The following is a 23603-nucleotide window of genomic DNA, read 5'->3' on the forward strand; positions in this document are numbered from 1 at the left end:
CGTGCAACCCTCAAGTCGCTGCGCTCTCGATAGGGAGGGACCGGGTAGACCGGCCCCCTCCCGTCGCCAGCTTCAGGGAGCGGGATTAGATTTCCCTAAGCGGCGATCGAGGAAATCGAATGTTAGGCCGGCAACCTCGTCGGCCTTTTCGTCGAGCGCGAAATGCCCTGCATCGAGCAGGTGGATCTCGGCACCCGGAACATCGCGCGCATAGGCTTCGGCGCCCGGGACTATGAACGAGGGATCGTAACGCCCCCACATCACGAGCAGCGGCGGGCGGTGCTTGCGCAGCCACGCCTGCCATGCGGGATAGGAGGCGACATTGGTACGGTAGTCGTAGAGCAGATCGGCCTGAATCTGACGCTGCCCTGACCGCGACAGAAACGTATATTCGTCGGTCCAGCTGTCGGGATCGTATCGCTCGGGGTTCGGGCTGAGCCCGATGTGGCGCTCCCGGGCCCCTTCAAGCGAGACGAATTTGTCGACCTGATCGCCATGCAGAGCACGGTCGGCCCAATAATTAGCGATCGCAGTCCATTTGGCGCCAAGCCCCTCGCTATAGGCATTCGCGTTTTGGACGATGATCGCCTGAACCTTTTCGGGATTTTTCATCGCGATGCGGAATCCCACGGGGCCGCCGTAATCCTGCAGGAAGAGCGTGTAGCGGTCGACTTTCAGCCGTTTCAGAAACGCGCCGGTCGTGGCCGCCAGACGGTCGAACGTATAGATATATTCCCCCGGCGGCGGCGCATCGCTGTGCCCGAAGCCCGGATAGTCGGGCGCAATCAGCCGATAGCGTCCCGACAGCCGGCGCAGCAAAGGCTCGTACATTCGCGACGAAGAGGGGTAGCCGTGCAGGAGCACGACCACCGGCGCGTCCTTCGGGCCGACCTCGCGGTAGAATATACCGACCCCGTCGACCTCGATGCGCTGATAGGTGACGGGCGACGACGCAAGCGCCGCCGCAGTGAGCAGGGTGGCCATACTCACCCGGCCACCTCCACCGTCGCTATCGCGTCGAGCAACTCGGCGGTACTCAACATCGCATGCGCATAGGTCGGCCCGTTGAGCTCGTGCGCCGCATGCATCATCTCTTTCGAATAGGCGGCGGTCGCGTCGCGGATCAGCGTGACATGATAACCCAGTTCCATGGCATAGCGCCCGGTCGATTCGACACAGGTATTGGCGAGCAGCCCCACAAGAATGACATGCGTGATCCCGTGCTGGCGGAGCTGCTGATCGAGGTCGGTGTTGGCAAAACCGCTCTGCGCCCAATGTTCCTTGGCGACGATATCGCCGGGTTGCGGCGCGAAGTCGGGATGCCATTCACCGCCCCATTCGCCGCGGGCGAAACTGTGACGGCTCATGATCCCGATCTGCGTGGGATTGGGATGATCCCAATCCTGATAGTCGCCTGGCTCCCAGCGGCGGTGCGGTGCGATGACGACGCGGATGTCCGCCTTGCGGATGGCCGTGACGATCGCGCGCAAATTGTCGAGCAGGCCGATCTCCTCGGCGATCGGCCCGACGCGCGGCCATGCCTTTCCGCCTTCAGAGAGGAAATCATTATAGGGATCGATGAAAAGAAGGGCGGTCGACGCTCGTTTGTAGCTCAGCAATGCCATGGCCGCTCTCCTTCAACCACGCAGCGCGAAGCGTTCGATGCTTTCGGCGAAGAGCGGCGTCTCGCCGGCATTGTGCGCGAGCGACATCGGCTTTCGCTGCGCCGCAAAGGCTTCGAAAGGGATGCCCTGCCGATCGAGGTAGGTTAGGAATTCATCGGTCGCGTGCGTTTGCACATGGTTGACGAACTCGCAGCGGCCATCGCCCAGATCCTTGACGCTGAGTTCCCATTTGACGTGGATCGTCGTGCGGCCCGCGGGCGGGAAGATGTCCGACACTGATTCCAGCACCAGATGATCCTTCTCGGCCAGCGTTTCGACGTAATGCTGGACCATCAAGGTTCCGCCGATGATCTCGACGTTGATCGACATCCGCCGGCCGTCAGGCGCGGTGGTGGCGCCCGCGGCGACATGCGCGGGCGAACAGCCCTGATATTCATGTTCGGGGAGCGAAAACGCCCAGGCGGGCAGGTCGATCTTGCCGATCGGAGCGTTGATGATCGCGGTGAAGCTGGAATCGACGATTTCGGGGTTGGCCATGTCTCTATCCTTTGCCGGAGGGCGGCACCGTTGCACGGGCATGGAAGCAATCCATGCAACGAGCCTGTGAGGCGAGATAGGAAGGCGCTATCGCCACCGTTATTGAACTTTGGTGTCAGCATGCGGCCGTCGCCGAGGGCCTGCACGACCCATCGATACGATGGTGTCGACAACACAAACGTATAATCGATTTGCCGCCGAAGCCCCGCGATATTGGCTGGGTCGGACGCCGACGTAAGCGAACGACTGAGTCAATCGAATTCCCGGCGTGGCACCCGCTCGCCACGCTGGGCAGAGGACGCGGACGGACTCTCCTCCCTCCCCCGCCCAGTCCGTCCGCGTCCCACTTCCGGCCCGACAGGCCCAGACAAAGGGGTGTAACGACGTGCAGCTATCCGCTTTCGAACAGGGCCTGTCGGACCGCCGGCAATTTCTCGGCGTCGCCGGCGTTGCCGTCGCGGCGCAGCTCGGACTGAGTCTCGCGAGCGCCGGTGCAGCGCCACAACCGGCAATTGCCCAGACTGCACCCCCGACCGGCCGAGGTTTCCCGCCGCTTAAATCGGTCGACGCTGGTGTCCTCAATATTTCCTATATCGACATGGGCCCTGCCAAGGGGCCGGTCGCGATCCTGCTGCACGGCTGGCCCTATGACATCTACAGCTTCGCCGATGTCGCGCCGCTGCTGGTCGCGAAGGGCTATCGCGTCCTCATCCCCTATCTGCGTGGCTATGGCCCGACACGCTTCCTTGCGGCGGACAGCCTCCGCAACGGACAGCCCGCGGCGCTCGCGCAGGACCTGATCGATTTCATGGACGCGCTGAAGATCAAGCGCGCCGTGCTGGCCGGCTTCGACTGGGGCGCGCGCACCGCCGACATCGTCGCCGCGATCTGGCCCGAACGCACCACCGGCCTTGTCGCGGTCAGTGGCTATCTCGTCGCGGGACAGGAAGCGGGCAAGGTGCCGCTGCCGCCCGAGGCAGAGCTGCAATGGTGGTATCAATTCTATTTCGCAACCGAGCGCGGCCGCGTCGGCTACAACAAGAACCGCAAGGATTTCAACCGGCTGATCTGGAAGCTCGCCTCGCCCAAATGGAATTTCGACGAAGCCACCTATGCCCGCAGTGCAGCGTCGTTCGACAATCCCGACCATGTCGATATCGTGATCCACAATTACCGGTGGCGGCTGGGCCTCGCCGAGGGCGAAGCGCGCTACGCCGACCTCGACCGCCAGATCGCGGCGGCGCCCACGATCGGCGTCCCGACGATCACGATGGAAGGCGACGCCAATGGCGCGCCGCACCCCCCGCCCGCCGCCTATCGCGCGAAGTTCACGGGCCGCTACGAACATCGCGACATCGGCGGCGGCATCGGTCACAATCTGCCGCAGGAAGCCCCGCAGGCGTTCGCTCAGGCAGTGCAGGACGTCGCGCGTGGCTGAGGTCGGGAGCGACCTGTTCGACCTGGCGCCGCTGACACGGCTGCAACGGCACGACCTCGCCGCCGCGCTCACCGACGAGGAGCGCAGCCTCCTCCTCGACCACGCGGAGGAAGCGCCCTTTTGCGGCCTCTTCCTTTATGAAAAGCGCGAGGGCGTCTATTGCTGCCGCCTCTGCGGCCTGCCGCTCTTCCGCGCCGGCGCCAAGTTCGAAAGCGGCACCGGCTGGCCGAGCTTCACGACGCCGTTCAGTGCCGACCATCTCCAGACGATCGAAGACAGGCGCTACGGCATGATCCGTGCCGAGATCGTCTGCGCGCGCTGCGGATCGCATCAGGGACATGTCTTCCCCGACGGGCCGCTGCCGACGGGCCTGCGCTATTGCATCAACAGCGGCTCGCTCGAGTTCGTCGCCGTCGGGGAAACGCTCCCCGACCGTCTCGGCCGCGGCGCGCCTGAAGGACGGGTATGGCGGGGATAAATCCTGCCGCCCTCAGACAATCTCGAACACGCTGTAGACAGGTCCTTCGGGAAGCCGGTGCCCGATGCCGACCGTCATAATGCGGTTCAGCCATTCGTATCTCGGATCGGACGTCGAAAAGCGCGGCGCGATGCGAAAATAATAGTCGGCAGGATCGACCGGCTCGCCGCGCCCCAGCCGCGCGATAATGTCGGCCGGCCCGGTACGGATGCCCGTATATTCCATCGCAATCTCGGCGCCGTCGTAGGTGCGCAGCACGACCCGCGCGTCGAGCAGGATTGCGCCGTCGGCGCGCACGATCTGCCAGTCGGCGCCGCCTGTCAGGACATCGCCCGACAGGCGCTCGCCCGCGAAACGCCCGGCCACCATCTCGCCGACGCGCCGGTCGATTCCGGCTGGTCCGCCGATTGCATGGATATGATCGACGCCGACCTTCATCACGAACAGCGAGCGCGCGCTCAGCTCGCCGAGCGCGGCAAAGGCTTCGCCGAAATCATCTATTTTGCCTGATCCTTTCACGGCTTTCGGGCCGCTGATATCTCGGCCGCCAGCGTTGCGACGAGGTCGCCGGCGGGCATGGCGCGCGCCATCGGCGCCCCCTGTCCCGCCCATTGCGCACCAAAACCATGTTCGCCGCGCGACTTGGCCGCTGCGTGCAGTGCTTTTCCCAAGTCGTAGGCGATCGGGTAGGTCGGGATCTGCGTCGCCGAAACCTCGTCATCGAGCGCGGCGAACCGGTTTGCCAATATGCGCGCCGGGCGCCCTGACACCGCGCGCACCATTTGCGTATGCAGCGCGGCGTCGCTCGCCAGCGCGGCCCGATAGCCGGCATCGGCCAGGCTTTCGTCGCAGGCGATAAAGGCGGTGCCGAGCTGCGCCGCCGCGGCGCCCAGATCCAGCGCGGCGGCAATGCCCGCACCGTCCATGATACCGCCCGCCGCAATGACCGGAAGGTCGATCGCATCGACGAGCAGCCGCGTGAGCGCCATCGTGCCGAGCCGATCGTCGGGCGCGTTGGGATCGAAGACGCCGCGATGCCCGCCAGCCTCCCATCCCTGCGCAACGACGGCATCGACGCCAGCACGCTCTGCGATCCGCGCTTCGTCAAGGCTGGTCGCGGATGCGAGCAACGTGACGCCGGCATCGTGCAGCGCCTGGATTGCCAGTTCGGAAGGCAAGCCAAAATGAAAGCTGATGATCGTCGGCCGCTCGTCGAGTAGCATTTGCAGCATCGGTTCGTCGTCGACGAAGCTACGGTAGATTTCGTCCAGCACGTGCGGCGCATCCACGTCGAATTCGGCGAACAGCGGCGCGAGGCGGGCAATCCACGCGGCTTCGATCGCCGCATCGGCGACAGCGGGCGCGTGGCAGAAGAGATTGACGTTGAAAGGCCTCGCACTTCGCTCGCGGACCGCGGCAATCATGGCACGCGCTCCCTCGGCGTCGGTCGCGCCGACCCCGATCGAGCCGAGCGCGCCCGCATTGCTGACGGCCGCGGCCATGGCAGGCGAAGAGACACCCGCCATCGGTGCCTGGATGATCGGCAATTCGATGCCGAGCAAGCTGGTAAGATGGCGGGTGTCCATAATCGTCTCCAAGGTCGAGCAGATCAGCCGGAGGCTGCCGCGAGCTTCTTGCGATACTCGGCGACGGGCATACCGCCCCAGCCCCAGTCTTCCATCTCGACTTCCTGGATAATAACCCATGTCCAGTCGAGCGGCTTTCCGAGCACGTCGAGCAGGACTTGGCTCATCCCCTTGTAGATCGCGGCCTTCTGTTCTGCGGTCACATGATCGGCACCGGGTTCGGTGCCTTCCCGGGTCAATTGGACGGTGATGATAGGCATGGTCTTTCTCCTTGGCTGAGCCGATTAATGGCCGGCCGACTGGCCGCCATCGACGTGCAGGATCTCGCCCGTCACGAAGGGCGCATTTTCGAGAAAGAGGACGGCATCGACGATGTCCGACGTTTCGCCCATATGGCCGACCGGGTGCAGCGCCGAGAGGAACTCGTGCGTTTCGGGGGCGTGCATCGGCGTCTTGATGATACCCGGCGAGACGGCGTTCACGCGGACGCCGCGCTTTGCATATTCGATCCCGAGGCTCTTGGTCGCCGCGTTGATGCCGCCCTTCGACAGTGAGGCAAGCACCGACGGGACGTTCGAATTGGCGTGATCCACAAGGCTCGTCGTGATGCTGACGACATGGCCGCACCCAGCCGCTTCCATCGCCGCGACCGCGGCCTGCGTGATGTAGAAAAAGCCGTTGAGGTTGGTCGATACGACGCTGGCATATTGATCGGCGCTGTAGCCGGTGAAGGGGCTCGCGACGAAGATACCGGCGTTGTTGACGAGCGTGTCGACGCGGCCGAATTGTTCGAGCGCGGCGGCAATGACGCGCGGACCGGTTTCGGGGTCGCCGATGTCGCCGGCAATCGCCAGCACGTCGGGATTGCTCGACGGCTGGATAGAACGCGAGGTCGCGACGACGCGATACCCACGGTCGAGATAGGCGTCAACGAGTGCGGCGCCGATACCCTGCGAAGCGCCGGTAATGACGGCGACTTTTTGTGCATTGCTCATGACATTGAACCTTTGCGCATGTGAAGACGGGACGGGAAAGCTCGCCCGTACGGCGCGCCTTGCGCCGACGGGAGCAAAGTAGGTTTGGCGCAATGCCGAGATAATCGATCTTCGCCGGCAGACATTCTGCCGCGCATCGGGATAATGATGGAGCTAAAGTTCGCGCGCGTCGATCGCGAGTCTCGCGAAGGCGGCACGAAGCCGCGGGGTGGCGAAATCGATGAATGCGCGGACCTTGGGCACCGCCATCCGTCCGCCGGGGGCCAACAGGTGCACAGGCTGCGGTTCCGGCTCGGCTTCGGCCAGAACGATCGTGAGCAACCCCTCCTTTACTTCGCGCGCGACATGGTAGGAATAGACGCGTGTCAGCCCACGCCCGCCCACCGCCGATCCGACCGCAGCGCGCACCGTGTTCACGATCAGTCGCGGCGGAAAATGGATGGTGCGCGCCGCCGGTCCGCTGCCGAAGGCCCACGCTTCGATTCCGAAATGGGTCAGCGAAACAATCTGGTGCCCCGCGATATCGGCAGGCTCTTCGATCAGCGGATGCTCGCTCAGATACTGCGGCGATGCGACGACCACCCGCCGCACTCCGTCGCCGACGCGCGTTGCAACGAGTGAAGAGTCCGGAAGCTGCCCGACGCGAAGCGCGACATCGACGCCTTCGTCCACCAGATTTACCGACCGGTCCACGAGGAGCAGACGCGCCGAAACCATCGGATAGGCTGCGAGAAATTCGTCGAGGATCGGCCGCAAGACCTCCTCGCCGCTGATCGGCGGTGCCGACAGCGTCAGCATGCCGCGCGGTGCGGATCGTTCCCCGCCGGCAAGCAGGTCCGCCTCCTCGAGTTCGGCGAGGATACGCCGACACGATGCCGCATAGCGCTGACCCGCTTCGCTGAGCCTGATGCTGCGCGTCGTCCGGTGAAGCAGTTCGACGCCCAGATGCCCCTCGAGCGACGCGATCGCGCGGCTGATCGCGGTTGGCGAACGATGCAGGCGCCGAGCAGCGCCGACAAGGCTGCCCTCGTCGACCGCCGTGACAAAGATATTCATCAAGTCGATGCGATCCATGATCCGTCCGAAAATATGAGCCTGCGTCCAGCATATTCATGCAACCATCGAGAGAAACCGAGAATGGCCAAACATTCGCGTTCGCCGATCACGAAGCTTGAGACACCAAGCTATTCCTCGATGTCGGCTGTTGGTCCGGCAATTGCGATTGCACGATAGTATCGTTTCGCAATTTGAGAGTGTGGCCACCGACCGATGCAAAGCGTCGAGAAGGACGGTAGCCTGCGGTTCATCCTGCAGCCGCGGCCATCGTCATCGGAATCATCATCGTCTGACGCACCGTGGGCAACTTTTTACAGGCGACCATCGGCTGACCTTACCTCGCCAGATTGCAGAGCTCGAGCTTTCGGGGCATGTTGAGGGTAGCATTGAATGGACGTTAACGCCCGAAGGAAGCCACGCCAGCATGTAAATTCCTCGAGCCGAGGAATTGCGGAAAGTGCGGCCAGCCAACGCGACGCATAGGATTGAGACGAAGGTATCGGCGATACGTCCGTCCAGTTTCGCCGGAGGCTGTGACGGCACAATCTCGATGGCGGGGACCGATCCCGATCAGCCAGCGAGGCGCAGACATGGCCCGACAAATCCGCATCGATGAAGTTACGCGAGGCTATTGGCAGGCGGCGATCTCGAACCCCCCCATCAATCTCATCGATCTCGACACAATGGAGGAACTGTCGGACATCGTCGGGCGGCTCGAGGTCGACCCCGAGATCAAGGTAATCGTCTTCGCCAGCGAGGACCCGGATTTCTTCCTCGCGCATTACGACGTGCTCGTCGACAAGGCGAGAACGGCGGCATTGCCCAAGGGCCCGACGGGTATGCACCCCTGGCTCGACGTTCTCGCGCGCCTCGCCCGCGCGCCGGTCGTCTCGATCGCTTCCCTCCGCGGACGCGCGCGCGGCGCGGGGAGCGAGTTTGCGCTCGCGTGCGACTTGCGTTTTGCTAGCTCCGAAAAGGCTGTTCTTGGCCAGTTCGAGGTCGGCGTTGGGGCGGTTCCGGGCGCCAACCCCATGGCTCGGCTCGGCGGACTGGTCGGCCGAGGGCGAGCGCTCGAGATCGTGCTTGGCGCCGACGACTTTCCCGGCGATCTCGCCGAGCGTTACGGGTACGTGAATCGCGCGGTACCCGACGACGAGCTTGATGAATTTGTGAACCGCTTTGCTCGCCGGATTGCCGGTTTCGAGAAATATGCGATCGCGGAGACCAAGATGCTCGTCGATCAGGTAACCTTGCCAGACGACACCCTGTTTCCGCCGGCGCTCGACCAGTTCTTCGTATCGACCGCGCGGTCCGATACGCGCGCGCGCATGGCCCGACTTCTGGATCGCGGGCTTCAGACGCGGTCCGCGATCGAGTTCGAGCTCGGGCGCCATGTCGCCGACCCGAACCAGTAAATCCGGAGGATGCGACACTACACCAGAATATTTGCGGCACTACAGCTGCCGAGTAACCGGTGAAACGTCCTCCGAGGCAATACCTTCATATCAATAGCGCTCGCACCGCGCGGCGGGCATAATGATCGAACGCTGAGGCCATATCCGATCAGGCGGGAGAAACATGCAGCCGACATCCGGGAGAACCTCGTTGTGGATGCGCATCGCGATTTGCGGCACCATTCTCGTCTCCGGTATGTTAGGACAAGCGCTCCCGGCGGTGGCGCAAATCGTCGATCAGGACGAGATCATCATCACTGCCCGCAAGCGTGAGGAAGCGGCATTGCGAGTACCTGTCGTGGCCACAGTGCTACCGGCGGACGAACTGAGCAGCAACCAAGCCACCGACCTTTATGACATCGCCGCCCTCACGCCGGGACTCGTGCTTGGCGCAGCACCGCTCGAGGTGGGCACCGAAGTTTCGCTCCGCGGCATCGGCTCGAGTCCGCTCGATCCGGGGGTCGACCAATCGGTCGCGCTCAATCTCGACGGACTGCCACTTGGACAGGGCGCTGCCTATTCGATCGGTATTTTCGACATGGAACGGGTCGAAATTCTCAAGGGTCCGCAGCCGCTCTTCTTCGGGAAGAATAGCCCAGGGGGCGTCATCGCCATCCGGACGGCCGATCCGGGGGATCACACCGAGATCGTCGGAAGCGCAGCCTATGAAGCCGAGGCGCGCGAATGGCAGGCGCGCCTCATTCTCTCGGGACCGGTCACCGACGGTCTGGGACTGCGGCTTTCTTCGCAATACGCTTCGAGCGATGGCTATTTCCGGAACACCGCTATCGCAATTCCGGAAAGCGGCGCGATGCAGCCCGACAACCGCTTTGGCAAGAGTCACGCGCTTTATCTGCGCCTGACCGCTCTATTTCACCCGAGTCCCGATTTCACCGCGCGGCTCAAGCTCAACATCACCCACGACCGCCGCCTCGGCGGCTTGCAGGAACAGCTCGTCCGCTGCCCAGACGGGAGGTTCAACTATCTCCCTTCGATCGGCCTCGACCTGCCGTCACAATATAGCGCGAACGAGGATTGCAAGGCCGATCGCAACCTCAATATCGTCGATGTCGATCCAAACGCCTTCAGCGTGCCCAATGGCGGTGTCAACTTCACCGAAACCGGCCAGCACTTCGGCACGCTGGAAATGAACTGGCCTCTCACGCCGCAATTCACGCTGACCTCACTGACTGGCTATTATCGGATCAGGGTCGATGCACTTCAGAACGGCTCGTGGGCAGGAGGAGCGATGGCGCCACTTGCGATCACCAAAGGATTTCGGCGGCGCGAAGCGACCCAGGAGCTGCGTCTCGCGTCCAACCTTGGAGGCGACTTTGATTTTACCGGGGGCGTCTTCCTCCAAGGCGCCAATATCACGAACGATATCGGATTTTTCGGCAACGCCCGCTATGGTCTGCCACGCATTGCGCTGCAAGGCTCACACGATGTCGACATCCGCTCGCTCGCGCTGTTCGGGCAAGCCCGATTCCGCCCAGCGCCCCAGGTCGAGATTGCGGGCGGCGTGCGCTGGACAAACGAGAAGCGTAGCGACGCCCCGATTACTTATGATGTTCTTGGCGTCGTGACCGGCATTGAAGGGGAACCGATCAGGCCGCAGCTTCCCCGCCTGCACTCGCGCAATTGGTCGCCGGAGCTGACCATCAGCTGGTATCCGAACCCCAACCTGACATTCTTCGGCGCGTTCAAGCAAGGCTATAAATCGGGCTCCTACAACATCAATCAGGCGCTCAATCCGGGCGACGACAATTCATTTGGTGACGAGCGGGCCCGCGGCGGTGAAGTCGGCATCAAGGGTCATGCCGGCGCCCGGCAATTCTTCTTTGATCTCGCCGGCTATTATTATCGTTATAATGGGTTGCAAGCAGGCATTATCCGGATCACCGACGCGGGCGTGCCCGTGCTTGCAACCGTCAACGCAGGCGCGGCGAAGGTCTATGGCATCGACCTCACGCTGCGCTATCGCCCAGGCAGCGTTCCCGGACTAAGCTTTACTGGATCGCTTAATTGGAATCACGGCACTTTCACGCGCTTCGCCAACGCAGACTGCAAACCCGGCCAGACGGTCATCGAGGGCTGCAACCAGTTGCCAACCCCCGTAACTGATCCGGCCGAACTTGCGGCCGGCTACTTCAGCATCGACCCTGTGCTGGGCACGCCTGTCCGTTACAACGGACAGGATTTGTCAGGCACGCCCCTCCATCGCGCACCGCGTTGGCAGGTGGCGGCTCGCGCCGATTATGTGCGGCCCGTCGGCGGCAACCTCGAGCTGGGAATGGGCGCGCGGCTCCAATATTCATCCCGCTACGTCGTTGATCTCGGCAACCGCGATAATGGCTTTCAAAGTGCGTTCGCCAAGATCGGCGCCGATATCAGGCTCAAGGCGCGCGACGACCGGTGGGAGCTTGCGCTTATCGGTAACAACCTGACCGATCGCCTGACTACCGGCGGCTGCCTCAACATCAACTATCCGGGCGGCGGCGGCGTTTTCTCCGGCATAGTGACAGGGGCGCCCATCAAGGGGCCTGCGGGATCCGGTGAGACAGTGTGCGGCTTTGAGCGTGGGCGCGAGTTCTGGTTGCGGTTCACCGTTCGACCTTTCGGCCGGTAGGCAAGCCGCCTACCTGACTGCGGACCCTTGGCGCTGTTCCGATACTATCGTCCGATTTCCCGGTGCCCCGCGAAGTGACAGATTGACGCCATGCACTGAAGCCGAAGGAGGCACGACATGAAAATTCTGATGGTGTTCACCTCGCATGACATTTTGGGCAACACGGGCCGTAAGACGGGATTCTGGCTAGAGGAGGGCGCGGCGCCTTATTATGTATTCCGCGACGCCGGGGTCGAACTCACGCTCGCATCGCCCAAGGGCGGCCAGCCTCCAGTGGACCCTAAAAGCGACCTTCCCGAGAACCAGACCGAAGCAATGGCTCGCTTCAAGCAGGATCCCGAGGCGCAGAAGGTTTTCGCCAGCACCCAGAAGCTCGCGGATATGCGCGCGGGAGATTTCGATGCAATTTTCTATCCCGGTGGCCACGGCCCTATGTGGGACCTTGTCGACAACCCCGACTCGATCGCGCTCATCGAGGCTTTTTACAACAGCGGAAAACCGGTTGCGGCGGTCTGTCATGCGCCTGCGGTTCTTCACCGGGTGACATACAAGGGCGATCCCATCGTGAAGGGAAAGCGCGTCACCGGCTTCACAAATGACGAAGAGGAGGAAGTGCAGCTCACTGACGTCGTGCCCTTCCTTGTCGAGGACGAGCTCAAGCGGCTTGGCGGTCTCTTCGAGAAAGTCCCGAACTGGGGGAGCTTCGCGATTACGGACGGGCTGCTGATCACCGGGCAGAATCCCGCTTCCTCGACTGCGGGAGCGGAAGCACTTCTAGCGTTGCTGGCAGCACCGAAGCCGGCTGAGAAGCTGAGCGCCGTCTGACCCCGATCCTTCCGTCCCTGCAGCACGCGGTGTCGCAGTTCCGCGGTTCGCCCCAACAAGCTTGAGACATGACCGCGCCAGGCCCGAGTCCCAACCCCGGAGTTTTCCTCATGGAAATGAAGCTCGAAGTCGTCGTGATCCCCGTTTCGGATGTCGATCGCGCGAAACAATTCTATAACCGCCTCGGGTGGAGGCTCGACATCGACTATTCCTCGGACGAGGATTACCGCATCGTTCAGTTCACCCCACAAGGATCGGGATGCTCGATCATCTTTGGCAAGGGAATTACAACGGCCGAGCCCGGTTCGGTTCAAGGGCTGCACCTGATCGTTTCGGATATCGTCGCGGTCCGCGACCAACTGATTGCGGACGGAATCGGCATCGGCGAACTGTTCCATGACGATGGCGGTGTCTTCCACCATATCGATGCGGACAAGATCGCCTGCGGTCCCAATCCCGAGCGGAAAAGCTATGCAAGCTACGCTTCCTTCAGCGATCCTGATGGCAATCGCTGGGTATTTCAGGAAGTCACGGCGCGGTTATCGGCTGACTTGCAAGGAGGAGACACGAGGTTCACGAAGCCGCTGGTGGACTGGCTGACGGCCACCTGAAGTATTTCATGCTCCTGATGTCAACGGCGGAGTAAAAGTCGGCCATTGGGCGGCGCAAAATCAGGCCGGGTGATCCGTGTGCTGGCGAGCGCCGCGAGGGCGTAGCCCGAGTGGGGGTCGCCAACACACGGATGGTCTTTTCTGTCAGGGGTTGGAGCGTGCCTTGCGCGCCTGGCTTTGGGCCAGACGATAGCTCTCTCCGTTCATCTCGAGTATGGAGACGTGGTGGGTAAGCCGGTCGAGGAGCGCGCCTGTCAGGCGCTCGGAGCCGAACGTTTCGGTCCACTCGTCGAACGGCAAGTTGCTGGTGATCAGCGTCGAGCCGCGCTCGTAACGCTGCGAGATCAGCTCGAACAGCAGTTCCGCGCCGGTTTTCGAGAGCGGCACGAACCCCAGTTCATCGATGATGAGGAGCTTGTATCCGGCCATTTGCTTGTGGAGGCGCAGAAGGCGGCGTTCGTCGCGTGCCTCCATCATCGCGCTGACCAGCGCGGACGCGGTGGTGAAGCCGACCGTCAGGCCCTTCTGGCAGGCGGCAAGGCCGAGGCCGATCGCCACATGGGTCTTGCCGGTTCCCGAGGGACCAAGGGCTATGACGTTCTCGCGGCGGTTGATCCAGTCGCAGCGTGCCAGTTCCAGCACCTGCATCTTGTTGAGCTTGGGGATCGCGGCAAAGTCGAAGCTGTCGAGGCTCTTGGCGGCCGGGAACTTCGCAGCCTTGATCCGGCGCTCGACCATCCGGCGTTCCCGGTCGATCAGCTCCAGTTCGACAAGCCGGGCAAGGTAGCGGACGTGATCTGCGCCCTCGGCCGCGCATCGCCGGGCCAGCTTGTCATGCTCGCGCAGGAAGGTTGGTAGCTTGAGCGTCTTGAGGTGGCTGGCCAGTAACAGCTCGGGGGACGGACTGCTCATGCCGCATCCTTCGCATCGCCCGAGAGCAACTGCATGTAGGAGCGCGCCGATGTCGTCTCCACCCTGGCTCTGGGCAGATAGGGATAGATCGCCATGTCCAATCGGGGTGGTCGGCGCTCCACCCGGCACAGCAGGAGATGCTTCACGGCATCAAAGCCGATCGCCCCGATATCGAGAGCCTGCTTTACGGCCGCATGCAGATCGGCAAGCGTGAAGCTCTCCAGCAGACGCAGCACCTGCACATACTCGCGCCGACCATGCTTGCCCATACGAGCTTCCATGAGGCGGCGCAGCGTTGCAAACGCTTCGGGCAGGTGCCAGCCTTGCAGGGGCGCTGCCTGATCGAGCGCATTGATCTTCTGTTCGATCAGGGGAAGGTAATGGATGGGATCGAAGATCACGTCCTCGCGCTCGTAGCTGCGCACATGACGGGCAATGACCTCGCCCCGGCAGCCGATCACCACCTCGCCGACATAGCCCCGGATCCATACCTCCTGATGGCCGAAGCGCACCGGCACCGAGTAATCATTGGTCCGGTAACGCACCAGCGCCTGCGACGAGACCTGGCCGCTGGTCTGGTCACAAGCCTCGAACGGGGCAGCCGGCAGTTCCTGCATCGCCGCCAGATCGCGCTTCAGCCTCTCGCCGATCGTCTCGCTCTCGCCCCGCAGCCGGTCGTTCTGACGCTTGCGGCATTGCTCCTCGAGCCACAGGTTGAACGCCTCCCACGTCGCGAACCGGGGGATCGGCACCATGAAGTTGCGGCGAGCATAACCGACCAGCCCTTCAACACTGCCTTTGTCGTTCCCCCTGCCGGGACGGCCGTAACGATCGCGGATCAGGTAATGCGACAGGAAGCCGCTGAACAGCCGGGCGCGCTGCCTCGTGCCGTCGGGCAGGATCTTCGAGACCAGGCAGCGGTCGTTATCGTAGACGATCGACAGCGGCACCGCGCCGAAAAACGCGAAGGCGTGCACGTGGCCGTCCATCCATGCCTCGGCAACGGCAGCGGGATAGGCGCGCACGTAGCAGGCGTCGCTGTGCGGTAGATCGAGCACGAAGAAATGCGCCTTCTGCACAACACCGCCGATCTCGACCATGGCCTCACCAAAATCTGCCTGGGCATGGCCGGGCGCATGCGCCAGCGGCACGAACATCTCCCGGCTGCGCTGCTCGCGCTGTCGGATGTAATCCTTGATGATCGTGTAGCCGCCGGTGAAACCGTGCTCTTCGCGAAGGCGGTCAAATACCCGCTTCGCCGTATGACGCTGCTTGCGCGGAACCTGACGGTCACCATCAAGCCATGCATCGATGATCGGAACGAACGCTTCCAGCTTGGGCCGCCGCACCGCCGCCGTCCGGCGGTAACCGGGGGGCTCCGAATACGACAGCATCTTGCGGACCGTGTCGCGCGATACGTTGAAATGCTTCGCCGCCTCACGCTGGCTCATGCCGCCCGCGCAAGCAAGACGCACCTTCAGGTAAAGATCCACGGTATATATCTCCACGCCCTCCCTGCTCGCGCAAAGAAGGCAAAGTGGACGACTTTTACGCCGCCCGCAGCAGCACTTCGCCGCCGCCACCGTGGTCTAATTTTGCACCGCCGTTCTCACTCTTCGCGAAGGCGGTCAAATACCCGCTTCGCCGTATGACGCTGCTTGCGCGGAACCTGACGGTCACCATCAAGCCATGCATCGATGATCGGAACGAACGCTTCCAGCTTGGGCCGCCGCACCGCCGCCGTCCGGCGGTAACCGGGGGGCTCCGAATACGACAGCATCTTGCGGACCGTGTCGCGCGATACGTTGAAATGCTTCGCCGCCTCACGCTGGCTCATGCCGCCCGCGCAAGCAAGACGCACCTTCAGGTAAAGATCCACGGTATATATCTCCACGCCCTCCCTGCTCGCGCAAAGAAGGCAAAGTGGACGACTTTTACGCCGCCCGCAGCAGCACTTCGCCGCCGCCACCGTGGTCTAATTTTGCACCGCCGTTCTCACTGACGATCGTCGGCATCGAGGTGGGCCATGACACCGACCAGAATACCGGCACCCTTCAGAAACTGGTCCTCACGGCCTCTCATACGCGTCGCGTCATAGGCGAAGTGAGGCCAGTCGGGTTGTTGCCAGTTCCAACGCATGATCGACAGCACTCCTTTCTATCGATCAAATATCAGCATTATTTGATTTATAAAAGATGCCCCTATCGCTCAGAATAGGCATCCGGTCGGATGGGAGGCCAAGCGCCACTCGCTAACGACGGCAACGAATCGGCAACGCGAAGTCAGCGATCTGAAGCTTTTGGGACTCGAACCTCATGATCAAAAAGTTATAGGGTATCGACGAGGGTATCGGCTGATGATGTCATAAAAAATGACTATTTATCAAATCACTAGCGAGATTTTCGAGTCCTCTTCTGCGCTCCATCGATGCAACGAGCCGCTACGAAAGCGCGTCCTATGCGGACCTTCCTTGGGCGCATCTTCCGCTACGCCGTCGAGACCATGGTTCCTGAATATCAAAAGTGCCTATGCTTCACGCTGGAGACGGTGCAGATGAGCCTCCTTCTCTCCGGTCATGACCGCGGTTTCCACTGGTCCGGTGCTGTAGGCGTAACATCGTCCGAGCATCTCCGGATTGTCGCGGGCAGGGCGACCCGCAGCTTGTGAGGGGCGGTAGCGCCGACCGATGGCTATGAGCCAGGTACGCGCCAGGATGGTGGCGGCTTCAAGTTGATCCTGCTCGAAAACCAGACTGGCCCATGCGGCAAAGCCGGTTCCCAATGGCCTTCCCCGAAGCTCCAGCGGCTCTAGGATCGCGCCCTGCCGGACGAGCCAGCGACAGGCCAGCCGACCATTTCGCCAGATCGTCATGGGGACAGACAATTCGAGTTCGTCAGGGACCTCCGCTTCATAGAGTATCTCCGTCGATGGTCTTTGAGCATGGCCAATGGCCATGACCGCCAGGTCCAGAAGGTGGGTGCAATGATGGCGTGCAATCCCCCCGGCGTAAAAGTCGCGGGTTGGCGTGCTGATCGGCAGGCCCACCAAGGACTGAAGCTGGTGGACTGCGGCAGGGCATGCCGTGGTGGGAATGCGGACGCTTTCGCCGGTAATGGCGGTCACGATCGAGCAGTCGTGCACGATGGAACAGCGCATCTCGTGAAAATTGTCGAGGAGATGCGCGTCGACCCGATGGGATTGCGCGCGCAGGGATACGCGGCGAATGGTGGCGCCGGTCCCGTAATCGGGATTGAGTGGAAAGTTGAGTTGCTTAGGTCTCATGACAAGGGCGCGAACCTGCCGACATGGTTGCGACGTTCATGCGGCTTGCAGCGCGCTTTGTCCATCGCCCTGCGGTTACATGAAACGCGGCGGTCGCTTCGCCAGGAAGGCGGCGACTCCTTCCCGCCCCTCCGCCGCACCGGCCGATTCGGCAATCGAGGCGGCTTCGCGCTCCAGCTGGGCGGAAAGGTCGGCGGTTGCCGATTCCATCAACAAGGCGCGACATCTGGCGAGTGCGCGGATCGGCCCCTTCGCGAGCGCCGACGCGACGGTCGACGCCTCGGCGCGGAGCGCATCGTCGGTGACCACGCGCGTCACAAGGCCGAACTGCGCCGCTTCCTCCGCCCCGATCCGTCGATTGGTGAACAGCATCTCCTGCGCCCGCCGCATCCCGATCAGGCGCGGCAACCACCATGATGCGCCGCCATCCGGCGTCAGCCCGACGGCGCTGTAGGCCGAAGTGAAATACGCGGAGGCGGCTGCGAGCGCGATATCTCCCAATATCGCAAGGCTGAGCCCCGCGCCGGCCGCGGGGCCGTTGATTGCGGTGACCAGAGGCTTTTCCATCGTGGCAAGCCGATGAATGCCGGCATGGAAACCGCGCGCGAGGGCACCGACCGCCGCTTCGGCATCTTCCCCGGCGGCGGAGAAGGCATCGATGTCGCCGCCGACGCAGAAGAATTTGCCGCTTCCGGTCAGGACGACGCAGCGTATTTGCTGGTCCGCCGCGCAGTGCTCCGCCAGTTCATGCAGGCGGAATGCGAATTCAGGATCGACGGCGTTGCGCTTTTCGGGGCGCGCCAGCGTCAGCCAGGCGACGCCGTCCTCGATGTCGAGCGTGATGGCCGGGCTGTTCATCGGGCGCCGGCTATTTCCGCCTGCCGCCACGCCAGACGCATGAGTTCCGGCAGCACCGCGACGCGCTCGCGCGCCTGCGCGGAGGATGCGTTGCCGCGGATGACCCGGCCCTTGATGCCATGGAAGATGGCGGCGAGGCGAAAGAAGTTGAAGGCGATATAGAAGTCGTAGCCCGGCATGTCCGCCAACCCCCGGCGCCTGCAATAGGCGGCGAGATAGGCCTCTTCATCGGCTATGCCGAGCGCGGCGGGGTCGCTCCCGCCCAGGCCGGCGACGATATGCGGCGGCATCCGATACATCATCGCGTGATAGGCGAAGTCGGCGCCCGGATGGCCGAGCGTCGAAAGCTCCCAGTCGAGCACGGCCAGCACGCGCGGCTGCGTCGGGTGGAAGATCAGATTGTCGATGCGGAAATCGCCATGGACGATGCTCGTTTCCTCGCCCGGCGGGATGTGGGCGGGGAGCCATTCCACCAACCTGTCCATATAGGGATCGCGGCCCGCCTCCGCGTCCTCAAGATATTGGCGGGACCAGCGGGCGATCTGCCGTTCGAAATAGTTTCCGGGTCGGCCATAGTCCGCAAGGCCGGCGGCCACATGATCGATGCTGTGGAGGTCGGCGATCGTGGCGTTCATCGCATCGAAGAGCGCGGCTCTTTCTGCAGGGGACAGGTCGGGGATCGCGGCATCCCAGAAGATGCGGCCCTCCACCATGTCCATGACGTAGAAGATCGTGCCAATGACCGCGGGATCGGTGCACAGGCCATGGACGGCGGCGACCGGGAATCCTGCCCCGGAGAGGCCGGCGAGCACTCTCGCCTCCCGGTCGAGCGCATGGGCCCCTTTGAGCAGGGGGCCGGGCGGTTGCTTGCGCAGGACGTAGCTCTTGCCCGGCGTGATCAGTTTGTAGGTCGGATTGGACTGCCCGCCCTTGAACTGCTCGACCGTGAGCGGCCCGCCATAATCGGCGACATTGGCGCGCATCCAGGCGTCCAGCGCTCCCAGATCCAGCTCATAGCCGGGGCGGACGGCGGCAGTGCCGCTATTGTCTTCGACCAGGGCATTCATCGTGCGTCGCCTTCCCTTGAAATGGGCGGGGGCAGCCATTGGCCGTTCAGCATGTCGGGCTTTGGCCCATAGGCGCGGATCACCACGAAAAATGGGCCAGCCGGTGCGGGAAGCCAGTTTCCATCGGAGGATGCGGCGTGTTGGATGCGGATTTCGATGGAACCGTCCTTCTGCATCTTCAGGCCCTTTGTCCGGTCGCTCACCAGATAGCGGCGCAGCGGATTGGGATGAAGGGCGAAGGTCTTCGCGTCGTAGAGGGTGACGGACCAGAAGCTGTTGACGGGCGGAGGCCTTTGCAGCCGCAGCATGTAGCGTGACGACGCGCCGTCCAGCGCCGATCCATCGCCGTCCGCGAACGTGGTGTAGGACGCATTTTCCTCCCGCACATTCGCGCCGAGGCCGGCCATGTTGATGACGGACCGGCGCAGATAATTGAAACCGTAAACGCCCTTGTTGACCTTCATCCAGCCCGTGCCGGTGGGTTCGCCCAATTGCGACTTGGCGCGTGTGAGCATGTCCAGCGCCTCCGCATAACCGCTTTCGATCGCGGCTCGCATGGCCGGGGTCAGCCTGTCAGGGTTGAACGGGTGGTCGCCCGCTATGCCGATCGGCCGGAATCGCAACACAAGCGCCTCCTCGCCCGGCTGCCAGCCATTGGCCCGAAGCAGATAGTCGAGCGCCCGGAAATAGCCGATAGCGCCAGAGGCGGGTGGTGGTGGCGATGTTTCGCCATCAGAGTCCGCCGTCCCTTCGCCTTCCGGAACGATGATCCGGACCGCATCCTGAAAAGCACGCGCAGTCCGGACTTCGGCGTCGGACTGGGCGAAGGCGCGCATCAGGATCCATAGCTGGGTGGTGGCGGCTGGATAGACCGTGACCCCGGCGGGCGGGATGCCGCGCCAGCCGCGCGGCACCAGCAGGAAGCGGCCGCCTTTGACGCCTATCGTGCGATTGCTGAGATTGCTGGGATTGCCGAAAATGTCGAAGATGTTGAGCGTGAAATATTTGAGCTGCGTGGCCGGGATGTCGATTTCGACCGGCCCCTTGCTCAAGTCGATCCAGGCGGTGGAGTAAAGCGTGTCCGTATTGGGCACCTTGAAGGTGGCATAGTCCGGCCCCGCCAGGTTCCTCTCATGCGCGAAGCGGTTGAATCCGGTATAATTGCTCGAACTTCGATCGAACACCTGCCGATAGAGTTGCTCATAATGCAGATAGGCAGCCATGCCATAGACGGTCGCATCGAATGCGACGGTCCGGAGCAGGGCGGCGCGGTCCTTCTCGTCCCTGGGCAGCAGGTCCTCGCCATATCCGACTTGCGAAGTGGGCGCTTCCGGCGCGGCGAAGTTTGCTGGCTCGGCATGTCCAGCGGTCGACATAAGGATCGGCAGGAGGACCAGCATCGGCCGCATGGCCGGCATCCATCGTCCAGCGTTCATCCCTGCGCCGCCTTCCAGTCGCGCTTGATCTTCTTGGCCAGGCTCCACTTATGGACCTCGGTCGGGCCGTCGTAGATGCGGAAGGCGCGGATTTCCCGGAACGCCTGCTCGACGATGGTGTCGCCGGACACTCCTGTCCCGCCCATCACCTGAACGCAGCGGTCGGCGACGCGGAACAGCGCGTCCGACACCGCGACCTTCGCCATGGAGCTTTCCGCCGTGCCGAGCGAACCCGTGTCGAGAACGCCCGCGCACCAGTCGATCATGCGTTCGGCCTGCTTCAGGTCGATCAGATTGTCCGCCAGCATGAAGCCCACGCCCTCATGGTCGACCAGCGGCTTGCCGAAGGCGTGGCGGCGGCAGGCATAGTCGGTGGCGATTTCCTGCGCGCGCGTCGCGAGGCCGAGCCAGCGCATGCAGTGGGACAGGCGGGCAGGGCTGAGGCGTATCTGCGCATAGGCGAAGCCTTCTCCGCTCGCGCCCAGCATCTGGTCCGCCGGAACGCGCAGATCGACGATGTCGACCTCCGCGTGCCCGCCGGGCATCGAACTGTCGATCGTGTCGATCACGCGCACCGTCCGGATCGCCGGGTTGGGCAGGTCGACAAGGAACATGCAGGCGCCCTCGTCCGACCGGGCCATGACGATGCCGACGCGCGCACCTTCCGCCCCGGTGATGAACTTCTTGCGGCCGTTGATGACCCAATGATTGCCGTCGAGCCGGCAGGTCGTCTGCATCATCGACGGATCGGACCCCGCGCCGCCGGTTTCGGCAGGCTCGGTCATGAAGAAGGCGGAGCGCGCCTCGCCCCTCACCAGGGGGGCGAGAAATCGCGTCTTCTGTTCGGCGCTGCCGACCTTTCCGAGCAGATACATATTGCCTTCGTCAGGCGCGGCGGTGTTGCAGGCGAGGGGGCCGAGCGGCGACAGGCCCGACCTGATGAGGACGATGGCCGTTTCCCGCTGCGTCAGATGCGATCCGTCAGGCAGGACATGCGGGGTCAGCACGCCTGCATCGCGTGCTTTTGCGCGCAGCTCCGCAACGAGCGCGTCTTCCGGGCCATGGAAGCCGAGGCGACTGTCCTTTTCATAGGGAATGACCACGGTCCGGACGAAGGCTTCCACCTTCGAGGCGATGCTGTTCGCTCGCTCGGTCATTGCGCGGTGCTCCCCCCATCGATCACAAGTTCGGCGCCCGTCATGTAGCGGGACTCGTCGCTTGCCAGGAACAGGATTCCATCTGCTATCTCCTCCGCTTCCCCGATCCGGCCGAGCGGGACATCCGCCAGCAGGCTCCTGGCTGTTTCCGCATCGGCATAGGCAGGCGCGGTCAGCGGCGTCGCGATGTGACCGGGGTGAATGGAGTTCGCCCGCACGCCATTGCCGGCGGCAGCGCATTCGAGGGCGGTCGCCTTGGTGAACATCCGGACACCCCCCTTCGCCGCGCTGTAGGAGCCGGTGCCCGCCCCGGCCACGATGCCCCGAATGGACGACATGTTGACGATCGCGCCCCGGCCCGAGGCGGCGAGCAGCGGCATCATATATTTGGTGCCCAGGAAAACACTGTCGAGATTGACGGCAATGATCGAGCGCCATTGCGCCAATGTCGTGTCCGCGATCGACGCGAACTTGCCGAACCCGGCATTGTTCACGAGGATGTCGAGCGTGCCGAACCGTGTTCGTATCCGATCCGCCAGCGCAACCCATGCCTGTTCATCGGTGACGTCCATGACGGCGACCTCATGGCCGTCGCCCGGCAGGGACTTGGCCGCATCCGACAGGGCATCTCCATTGCGGTCCGCCAGGATGAGTGTCGCGCTCTCCGCCGCGAAGCGCCGTGCGGTGGCGAGCCCGATGCCCGAAGCGGCGCCGGTGATGAGCGCGATCCGCGCCTGAAGCCTGCTCACGATCTTTCCTCTTCTGCGTCAGCCTTGCCCTTGCTGAGCGAAATCAGGCTGTCGAATAGCGGATTTTCCCGCGCAAGGATCGATTGCGTCCGCTGCGCGATCACCGGATCGTAACGGGTCGTGGTAAAGACGTAGAACCGGTCATTCCGGATGCCGTCGAACGCCTGCGCGGCGACTTCCTCAGGCGATGGGGCATTCTGGAACAGATTATCCGAAATCGACTGGAACTCGGCGGCTTCCGCCGGCTGCCCGTCACTGGATCGCAGATGGGCAGGGCGGGATCGTTCGGCCTCGTATATGCGGGTTGCGACCAAGCCGGGACACAGCATCGTGACGCCAATCGGGGCGTTCCGCTCACGCAGGCCGGCATAGAGCGCTTCGGTGATGCGGACGACGGCATGTTTGGACGCGCCATAGACGGCGGAGCCTTCGCCGCTCACGAAGCCGGCCACGGACGCGGTGTTGAGAATATGTCCCGGCCGTCCCTCGGCCAGCATCCGGGGCACGAAGCTGCGGATGCCGTTGACCACGCCCTCCATGTTGACCCCGAAGGCCCAGCGCCAGTCTTCCAGCCCATATTCCCAGACGAGCCGGTGGCGGCCGCCGGGGACGACACCGGCATTGTTGCACAGCAGGGATACCTCGCCGAAGCGCGACCATGCGAGGTCGGCCAGAGCCTGTACCGCCTCCGGATCGGCCACGTCGGTTCTGTGGAGCGCGATGGCCGCGCTGTCGATGGTGCCGGCCACTGCTTCAAGGTCGGCAAGATTGATGTCGGCGAGGACCAGCTTCATCCCCTCCCGCGCGGCCAGATGCGCGAGCGCCGCGCCGATGCCGCTGCCGGCCCCCGTAATGACTGCCGTCCTGCCCTTGAAGTCCCTCATCCGGGCATGCTCCTCTCGCATCGG

The 23603-nt window shown here is 63.3% G+C and carries 24 protein-coding genes and 1 pseudogene; 6 read left to right on the forward strand and 19 right to left on the reverse strand.

The window, feature by feature from the left end; all coding sequences use genetic code 11:
* Positions 1 to 72: 72 nt before the first annotated feature.
* Genes LDB29_RS17250 through LDB29_RS17260 form a run of 3 tightly spaced genes read right to left on the reverse strand, consistent with a single transcriptional unit; the run spans position 73 to position 2162 of the window.
* Positions 73 to 984 (reverse strand): alpha/beta fold hydrolase, encoded by a 912-nt coding sequence (locus LDB29_RS17250; RefSeq protein WP_157220498.1) that lies wholly within the window; start codon positions 982 to 984, stop codon positions 73 to 75.
* A 2-nt stretch (positions 985 to 986) separates the two neighbouring features.
* Positions 987 to 1625 (reverse strand): cysteine hydrolase family protein, encoded by a 639-nt coding sequence (locus LDB29_RS17255; RefSeq protein WP_257554967.1) that lies wholly within the window; start codon positions 1623 to 1625, stop codon positions 987 to 989.
* A 12-nt stretch (positions 1626 to 1637) separates the two neighbouring features.
* Positions 1638 to 2162, reverse strand: coding sequence for a hypothetical protein (locus LDB29_RS17260; protein ID WP_157220401.1), 525 nt, complete (start codon positions 2160 to 2162; stop codon positions 1638 to 1640).
* Between the two features lie 385 nt (positions 2163 to 2547).
* On the opposite strand from LDB29_RS17260, the gene LDB29_RS17265 reads away from it, so the two are divergent.
* Together LDB29_RS17265 and msrB are read left to right on the forward strand one after the other, a co-directional pair.
* On the forward strand, positions 2548 to 3600 hold the full coding sequence (locus tag LDB29_RS17265) for an alpha/beta fold hydrolase (protein WP_257554972.1): 1053 nt from the start codon (positions 2548 to 2550) through the stop codon (positions 3598 to 3600).
* Positions 3593 to 4078, forward strand: a complete 486-nt coding sequence (gene msrB, locus LDB29_RS17270) for a peptide-methionine (R)-S-oxide reductase MsrB (protein WP_257554974.1) — start codon at positions 3593 to 3595, stop codon at positions 4076 to 4078. The genes LDB29_RS17265 and msrB overlap by 8 nt, the downstream gene beginning before the upstream one ends.
* A gap of 12 nt (positions 4079 to 4090) precedes the next feature.
* Here msrB and LDB29_RS17275 read toward each other — a convergent pair whose 3' ends face one another.
* The 5 genes from LDB29_RS17275 to LDB29_RS17295 form a co-directional block, all read right to left on the reverse strand.
* Positions 4091 to 4597, reverse strand: coding sequence for a DUF3237 domain-containing protein (locus tag LDB29_RS17275; protein ID WP_257554976.1), 507 nt, complete (start codon positions 4595 to 4597; stop codon positions 4091 to 4093).
* On the reverse strand, positions 4594 to 5664 hold the full coding sequence (locus LDB29_RS17280; RefSeq protein WP_257554978.1) for a nitronate monooxygenase family protein: 1071 nt from the start codon (positions 5662 to 5664) through the stop codon (positions 4594 to 4596). The genes LDB29_RS17275 and LDB29_RS17280 overlap by 4 nt, the downstream gene beginning before the upstream one ends.
* Before the next feature lie 23 nt (positions 5665 to 5687).
* Positions 5688 to 5924 carry a 4-oxalocrotonate tautomerase family protein gene (locus LDB29_RS17285; protein ID WP_257554980.1) on the reverse strand — a complete coding sequence of 79 codons (237 nt, stop codon included), beginning with the start codon at positions 5922 to 5924 and terminating at the stop codon, positions 5688 to 5690.
* Positions 5925 to 5948: 24 nt separating this feature from the next.
* Positions 5949 to 6659: an SDR family NAD(P)-dependent oxidoreductase gene (locus tag LDB29_RS17290; protein ID WP_257554982.1), complete on the reverse strand. Its 711-nt coding sequence runs from the start codon at positions 6657 to 6659 to the stop codon at positions 5949 to 5951.
* Between the two features lie 153 nt (positions 6660 to 6812).
* Positions 6813 to 7715: a LysR family transcriptional regulator gene (locus LDB29_RS17295; protein WP_257557050.1), complete on the reverse strand. Its 903-nt coding sequence runs from the start codon at positions 7713 to 7715 to the stop codon at positions 6813 to 6815.
* Between the two features lie 590 nt (positions 7716 to 8305).
* Between LDB29_RS17295 and LDB29_RS17300 the strand changes: the two genes are divergently transcribed.
* From LDB29_RS17300 to LDB29_RS17315, 4 genes are all read left to right on the forward strand, one after another.
* Positions 8306 to 9130: an enoyl-CoA hydratase/isomerase family protein gene (locus tag LDB29_RS17300; protein WP_257554984.1), complete on the forward strand. Its 825-nt coding sequence runs from the start codon at positions 8306 to 8308 to the stop codon at positions 9128 to 9130.
* 163 nt (positions 9131 to 9293) lie between these two features.
* Positions 9294 to 11798 (forward strand): TonB-dependent receptor, encoded by a 2505-nt coding sequence (locus LDB29_RS17305; RefSeq protein ID WP_257554986.1) that lies wholly within the window; start codon positions 9294 to 9296, stop codon positions 11796 to 11798.
* Between the two features lie 117 nt (positions 11799 to 11915).
* Positions 11916 to 12623, forward strand: a complete 708-nt coding sequence (locus LDB29_RS17310) for a type 1 glutamine amidotransferase domain-containing protein (protein WP_157220391.1) — start codon at positions 11916 to 11918, stop codon at positions 12621 to 12623.
* Positions 12624 to 12733: 110 nt separating this feature from the next.
* Positions 12734 to 13234, forward strand: a complete 501-nt coding sequence (locus LDB29_RS17315; protein WP_257554989.1) for a VOC family protein — start codon at positions 12734 to 12736, stop codon at positions 13232 to 13234.
* Positions 13235 to 13378: 144 nt separating this feature from the next.
* Here LDB29_RS17315 and istB read toward each other — a convergent pair whose 3' ends face one another.
* The 11 genes and pseudogenes from istB to LDB29_RS17370 all read right to left on the reverse strand — a co-directional run bounded on the left by istB (position 13379) and on the right by LDB29_RS17370 (position 23579).
* On the reverse strand, positions 13379 to 14146 hold the full coding sequence (istB, locus tag LDB29_RS17320; RefSeq protein ID WP_054944222.1) for an IS21-like element helper ATPase IstB: 768 nt from the start codon (positions 14144 to 14146) through the stop codon (positions 13379 to 13381).
* Positions 14143 to 15639, reverse strand: a complete 1497-nt coding sequence (gene istA, locus LDB29_RS17325) for an IS21 family transposase (protein ID WP_082430708.1) — start codon at positions 15637 to 15639, stop codon at positions 14143 to 14145. Before istA ends, istB begins: the two co-directional genes overlap by 4 nt.
* 119 nt (positions 15640 to 15758) lie before the next feature.
* Positions 15759 to 15983, reverse strand: a pseudogene (locus tag LDB29_RS17330) (IS21 family transposase); the annotation flags it as partial.
* Positions 15984 to 16141: 158 nt separating this feature from the next.
* Positions 16142 to 16285 carry a DUF4172 domain-containing protein gene (locus tag LDB29_RS29295; protein WP_306812414.1) on the reverse strand — a complete coding sequence of 48 codons (144 nt, stop codon included), beginning with the start codon at positions 16283 to 16285 and terminating at the stop codon, positions 16142 to 16144.
* Positions 16286 to 16672: 387 nt separating this feature from the next.
* The gene (locus LDB29_RS17340) at positions 16673 to 17428 is read right to left on the reverse strand and encodes a DUF2889 domain-containing protein (RefSeq protein WP_257554991.1); all 756 of its coding nucleotides are present in this window, start codon (positions 17426 to 17428) and stop codon (positions 16673 to 16675) included.
* A gap of 75 nt (positions 17429 to 17503) precedes the next feature.
* On the reverse strand, positions 17504 to 18286 hold the full coding sequence (locus tag LDB29_RS17345; protein ID WP_257554993.1) for an enoyl-CoA hydratase/isomerase family protein: 783 nt from the start codon (positions 18284 to 18286) through the stop codon (positions 17504 to 17506).
* The gene (locus LDB29_RS17350) at positions 18283 to 19353 is read right to left on the reverse strand and encodes a phosphotransferase family protein (RefSeq protein ID WP_257554995.1); all 1071 of its coding nucleotides are present in this window, start codon (positions 19351 to 19353) and stop codon (positions 18283 to 18285) included. The genes LDB29_RS17345 and LDB29_RS17350 overlap by 4 nt, the downstream gene beginning before the upstream one ends.
* Positions 19350 to 20789 (reverse strand): DUF1254 domain-containing protein, encoded by a 1440-nt coding sequence (locus LDB29_RS17355; RefSeq protein WP_257554997.1) that lies wholly within the window; start codon positions 20787 to 20789, stop codon positions 19350 to 19352. Before LDB29_RS17355 ends, LDB29_RS17350 begins: the two co-directional genes overlap by 4 nt.
* Positions 20786 to 21946 carry an acyl-CoA dehydrogenase family protein gene (locus LDB29_RS17360; RefSeq protein WP_257554999.1) on the reverse strand — a complete coding sequence of 387 codons (1161 nt, stop codon included), beginning with the start codon at positions 21944 to 21946 and terminating at the stop codon, positions 20786 to 20788. Before LDB29_RS17360 ends, LDB29_RS17355 begins: the two co-directional genes overlap by 4 nt.
* The gene (locus tag LDB29_RS17365) at positions 21943 to 22695 is read right to left on the reverse strand and encodes an SDR family NAD(P)-dependent oxidoreductase (protein ID WP_061934985.1); all 753 of its coding nucleotides are present in this window, start codon (positions 22693 to 22695) and stop codon (positions 21943 to 21945) included. Before LDB29_RS17365 ends, LDB29_RS17360 begins: the two co-directional genes overlap by 4 nt.
* Positions 22692 to 23579 carry an SDR family NAD(P)-dependent oxidoreductase gene (locus LDB29_RS17370; protein WP_044660516.1) on the reverse strand — a complete coding sequence of 296 codons (888 nt, stop codon included), beginning with the start codon at positions 23577 to 23579 and terminating at the stop codon, positions 22692 to 22694. Before LDB29_RS17370 ends, LDB29_RS17365 begins: the two co-directional genes overlap by 4 nt.
* Between the last annotated feature and the right edge of the window lie 24 nt (positions 23580 to 23603).

The organism is Sphingobium sp. CFD-2 (assembly GCF_024611135.1).
Taxonomy (GTDB): Bacteria; Pseudomonadota; Alphaproteobacteria; order Sphingomonadales; family Sphingomonadaceae; genus Sphingobium; species Sphingobium fuliginis.

Excerpts from the sequence above, each read along its gene's own strand:
- LDB29_RS17250 (WP_157220498.1), bottom strand. The coding sequence starts at position 984 with ATGGCCACCCTGCTCACTGCGGCGGCGCTTGCGTCGTCGCCCGTCACC.
- LDB29_RS17255 (WP_257554967.1), bottom strand. The coding sequence starts at position 1,625 with ATGGCATTGCTGAGCTACAAACGAGCGTCGACCGCCCTTCTTTTCATC.
- LDB29_RS17260 (WP_157220401.1), bottom strand. The coding sequence starts at position 2,162 with ATGGCCAACCCCGAAATCGTCGATTCCAGCTTCACCGCGATCATCAAC.
- LDB29_RS17280 (WP_257554978.1), bottom strand. The coding sequence starts at position 5,664 with ATGGACACCCGCCATCTTACCAGCTTGCTCGGCATCGAATTGCCGATC.
- LDB29_RS17285 (WP_257554980.1), bottom strand. The coding sequence starts at position 5,924 with ATGCCTATCATCACCGTCCAATTGACCCGGGAAGGCACCGAACCCGGT.
- LDB29_RS17290 (WP_257554982.1), bottom strand. The coding sequence starts at position 6,659 with ATGAGCAATGCACAAAAAGTCGCCGTCATTACCGGCGCTTCGCAGGGT.
- LDB29_RS17295 (WP_257557050.1), bottom strand. The coding sequence starts at position 7,715 with ATGAATATCTTTGTCACGGCGGTCGACGAGGGCAGCCTTGTCGGCGCT.
- LDB29_RS17300 (WP_257554984.1), top strand. The coding sequence starts at position 8,306 with ATGGCCCGACAAATCCGCATCGATGAAGTTACGCGAGGCTATTGGCAG.
- LDB29_RS17305 (WP_257554986.1), top strand. The coding sequence starts at position 9,294 with ATGCAGCCGACATCCGGGAGAACCTCGTTGTGGATGCGCATCGCGATT.
- LDB29_RS17310 (WP_157220391.1), top strand. The coding sequence starts at position 11,916 with ATGAAAATTCTGATGGTGTTCACCTCGCATGACATTTTGGGCAACACG.
- LDB29_RS17315 (WP_257554989.1), top strand. The coding sequence starts at position 12,734 with ATGGAAATGAAGCTCGAAGTCGTCGTGATCCCCGTTTCGGATGTCGAT.
- istB (WP_054944222.1), bottom strand. The coding sequence starts at position 14,146 with ATGAGCAGTCCGTCCCCCGAGCTGTTACTGGCCAGCCACCTCAAGACG.
- LDB29_RS29295 (WP_306812414.1), bottom strand. The coding sequence starts at position 16,285 with ATGCGTTGGAACTGGCAACAACCCGACTGGCCTCACTTCGCCTATGAC.
- LDB29_RS17340 (WP_257554991.1), bottom strand. The coding sequence starts at position 17,428 with ATGAGACCTAAGCAACTCAACTTTCCACTCAATCCCGATTACGGGACC.
- LDB29_RS17345 (WP_257554993.1), bottom strand. The coding sequence starts at position 18,286 with ATGAACAGCCCGGCCATCACGCTCGACATCGAGGACGGCGTCGCCTGG.
- LDB29_RS17350 (WP_257554995.1), bottom strand. The coding sequence starts at position 19,353 with ATGAATGCCCTGGTCGAAGACAATAGCGGCACTGCCGCCGTCCGCCCC.
- LDB29_RS17355 (WP_257554997.1), bottom strand. The coding sequence starts at position 20,789 with ATGAACGCTGGACGATGGATGCCGGCCATGCGGCCGATGCTGGTCCTC.
- LDB29_RS17360 (WP_257554999.1), bottom strand. The coding sequence starts at position 21,946 with ATGACCGAGCGAGCGAACAGCATCGCCTCGAAGGTGGAAGCCTTCGTC.
- LDB29_RS17370 (WP_044660516.1), bottom strand. The coding sequence starts at position 23,579 with ATGAGGGACTTCAAGGGCAGGACGGCAGTCATTACGGGGGCCGGCAGC.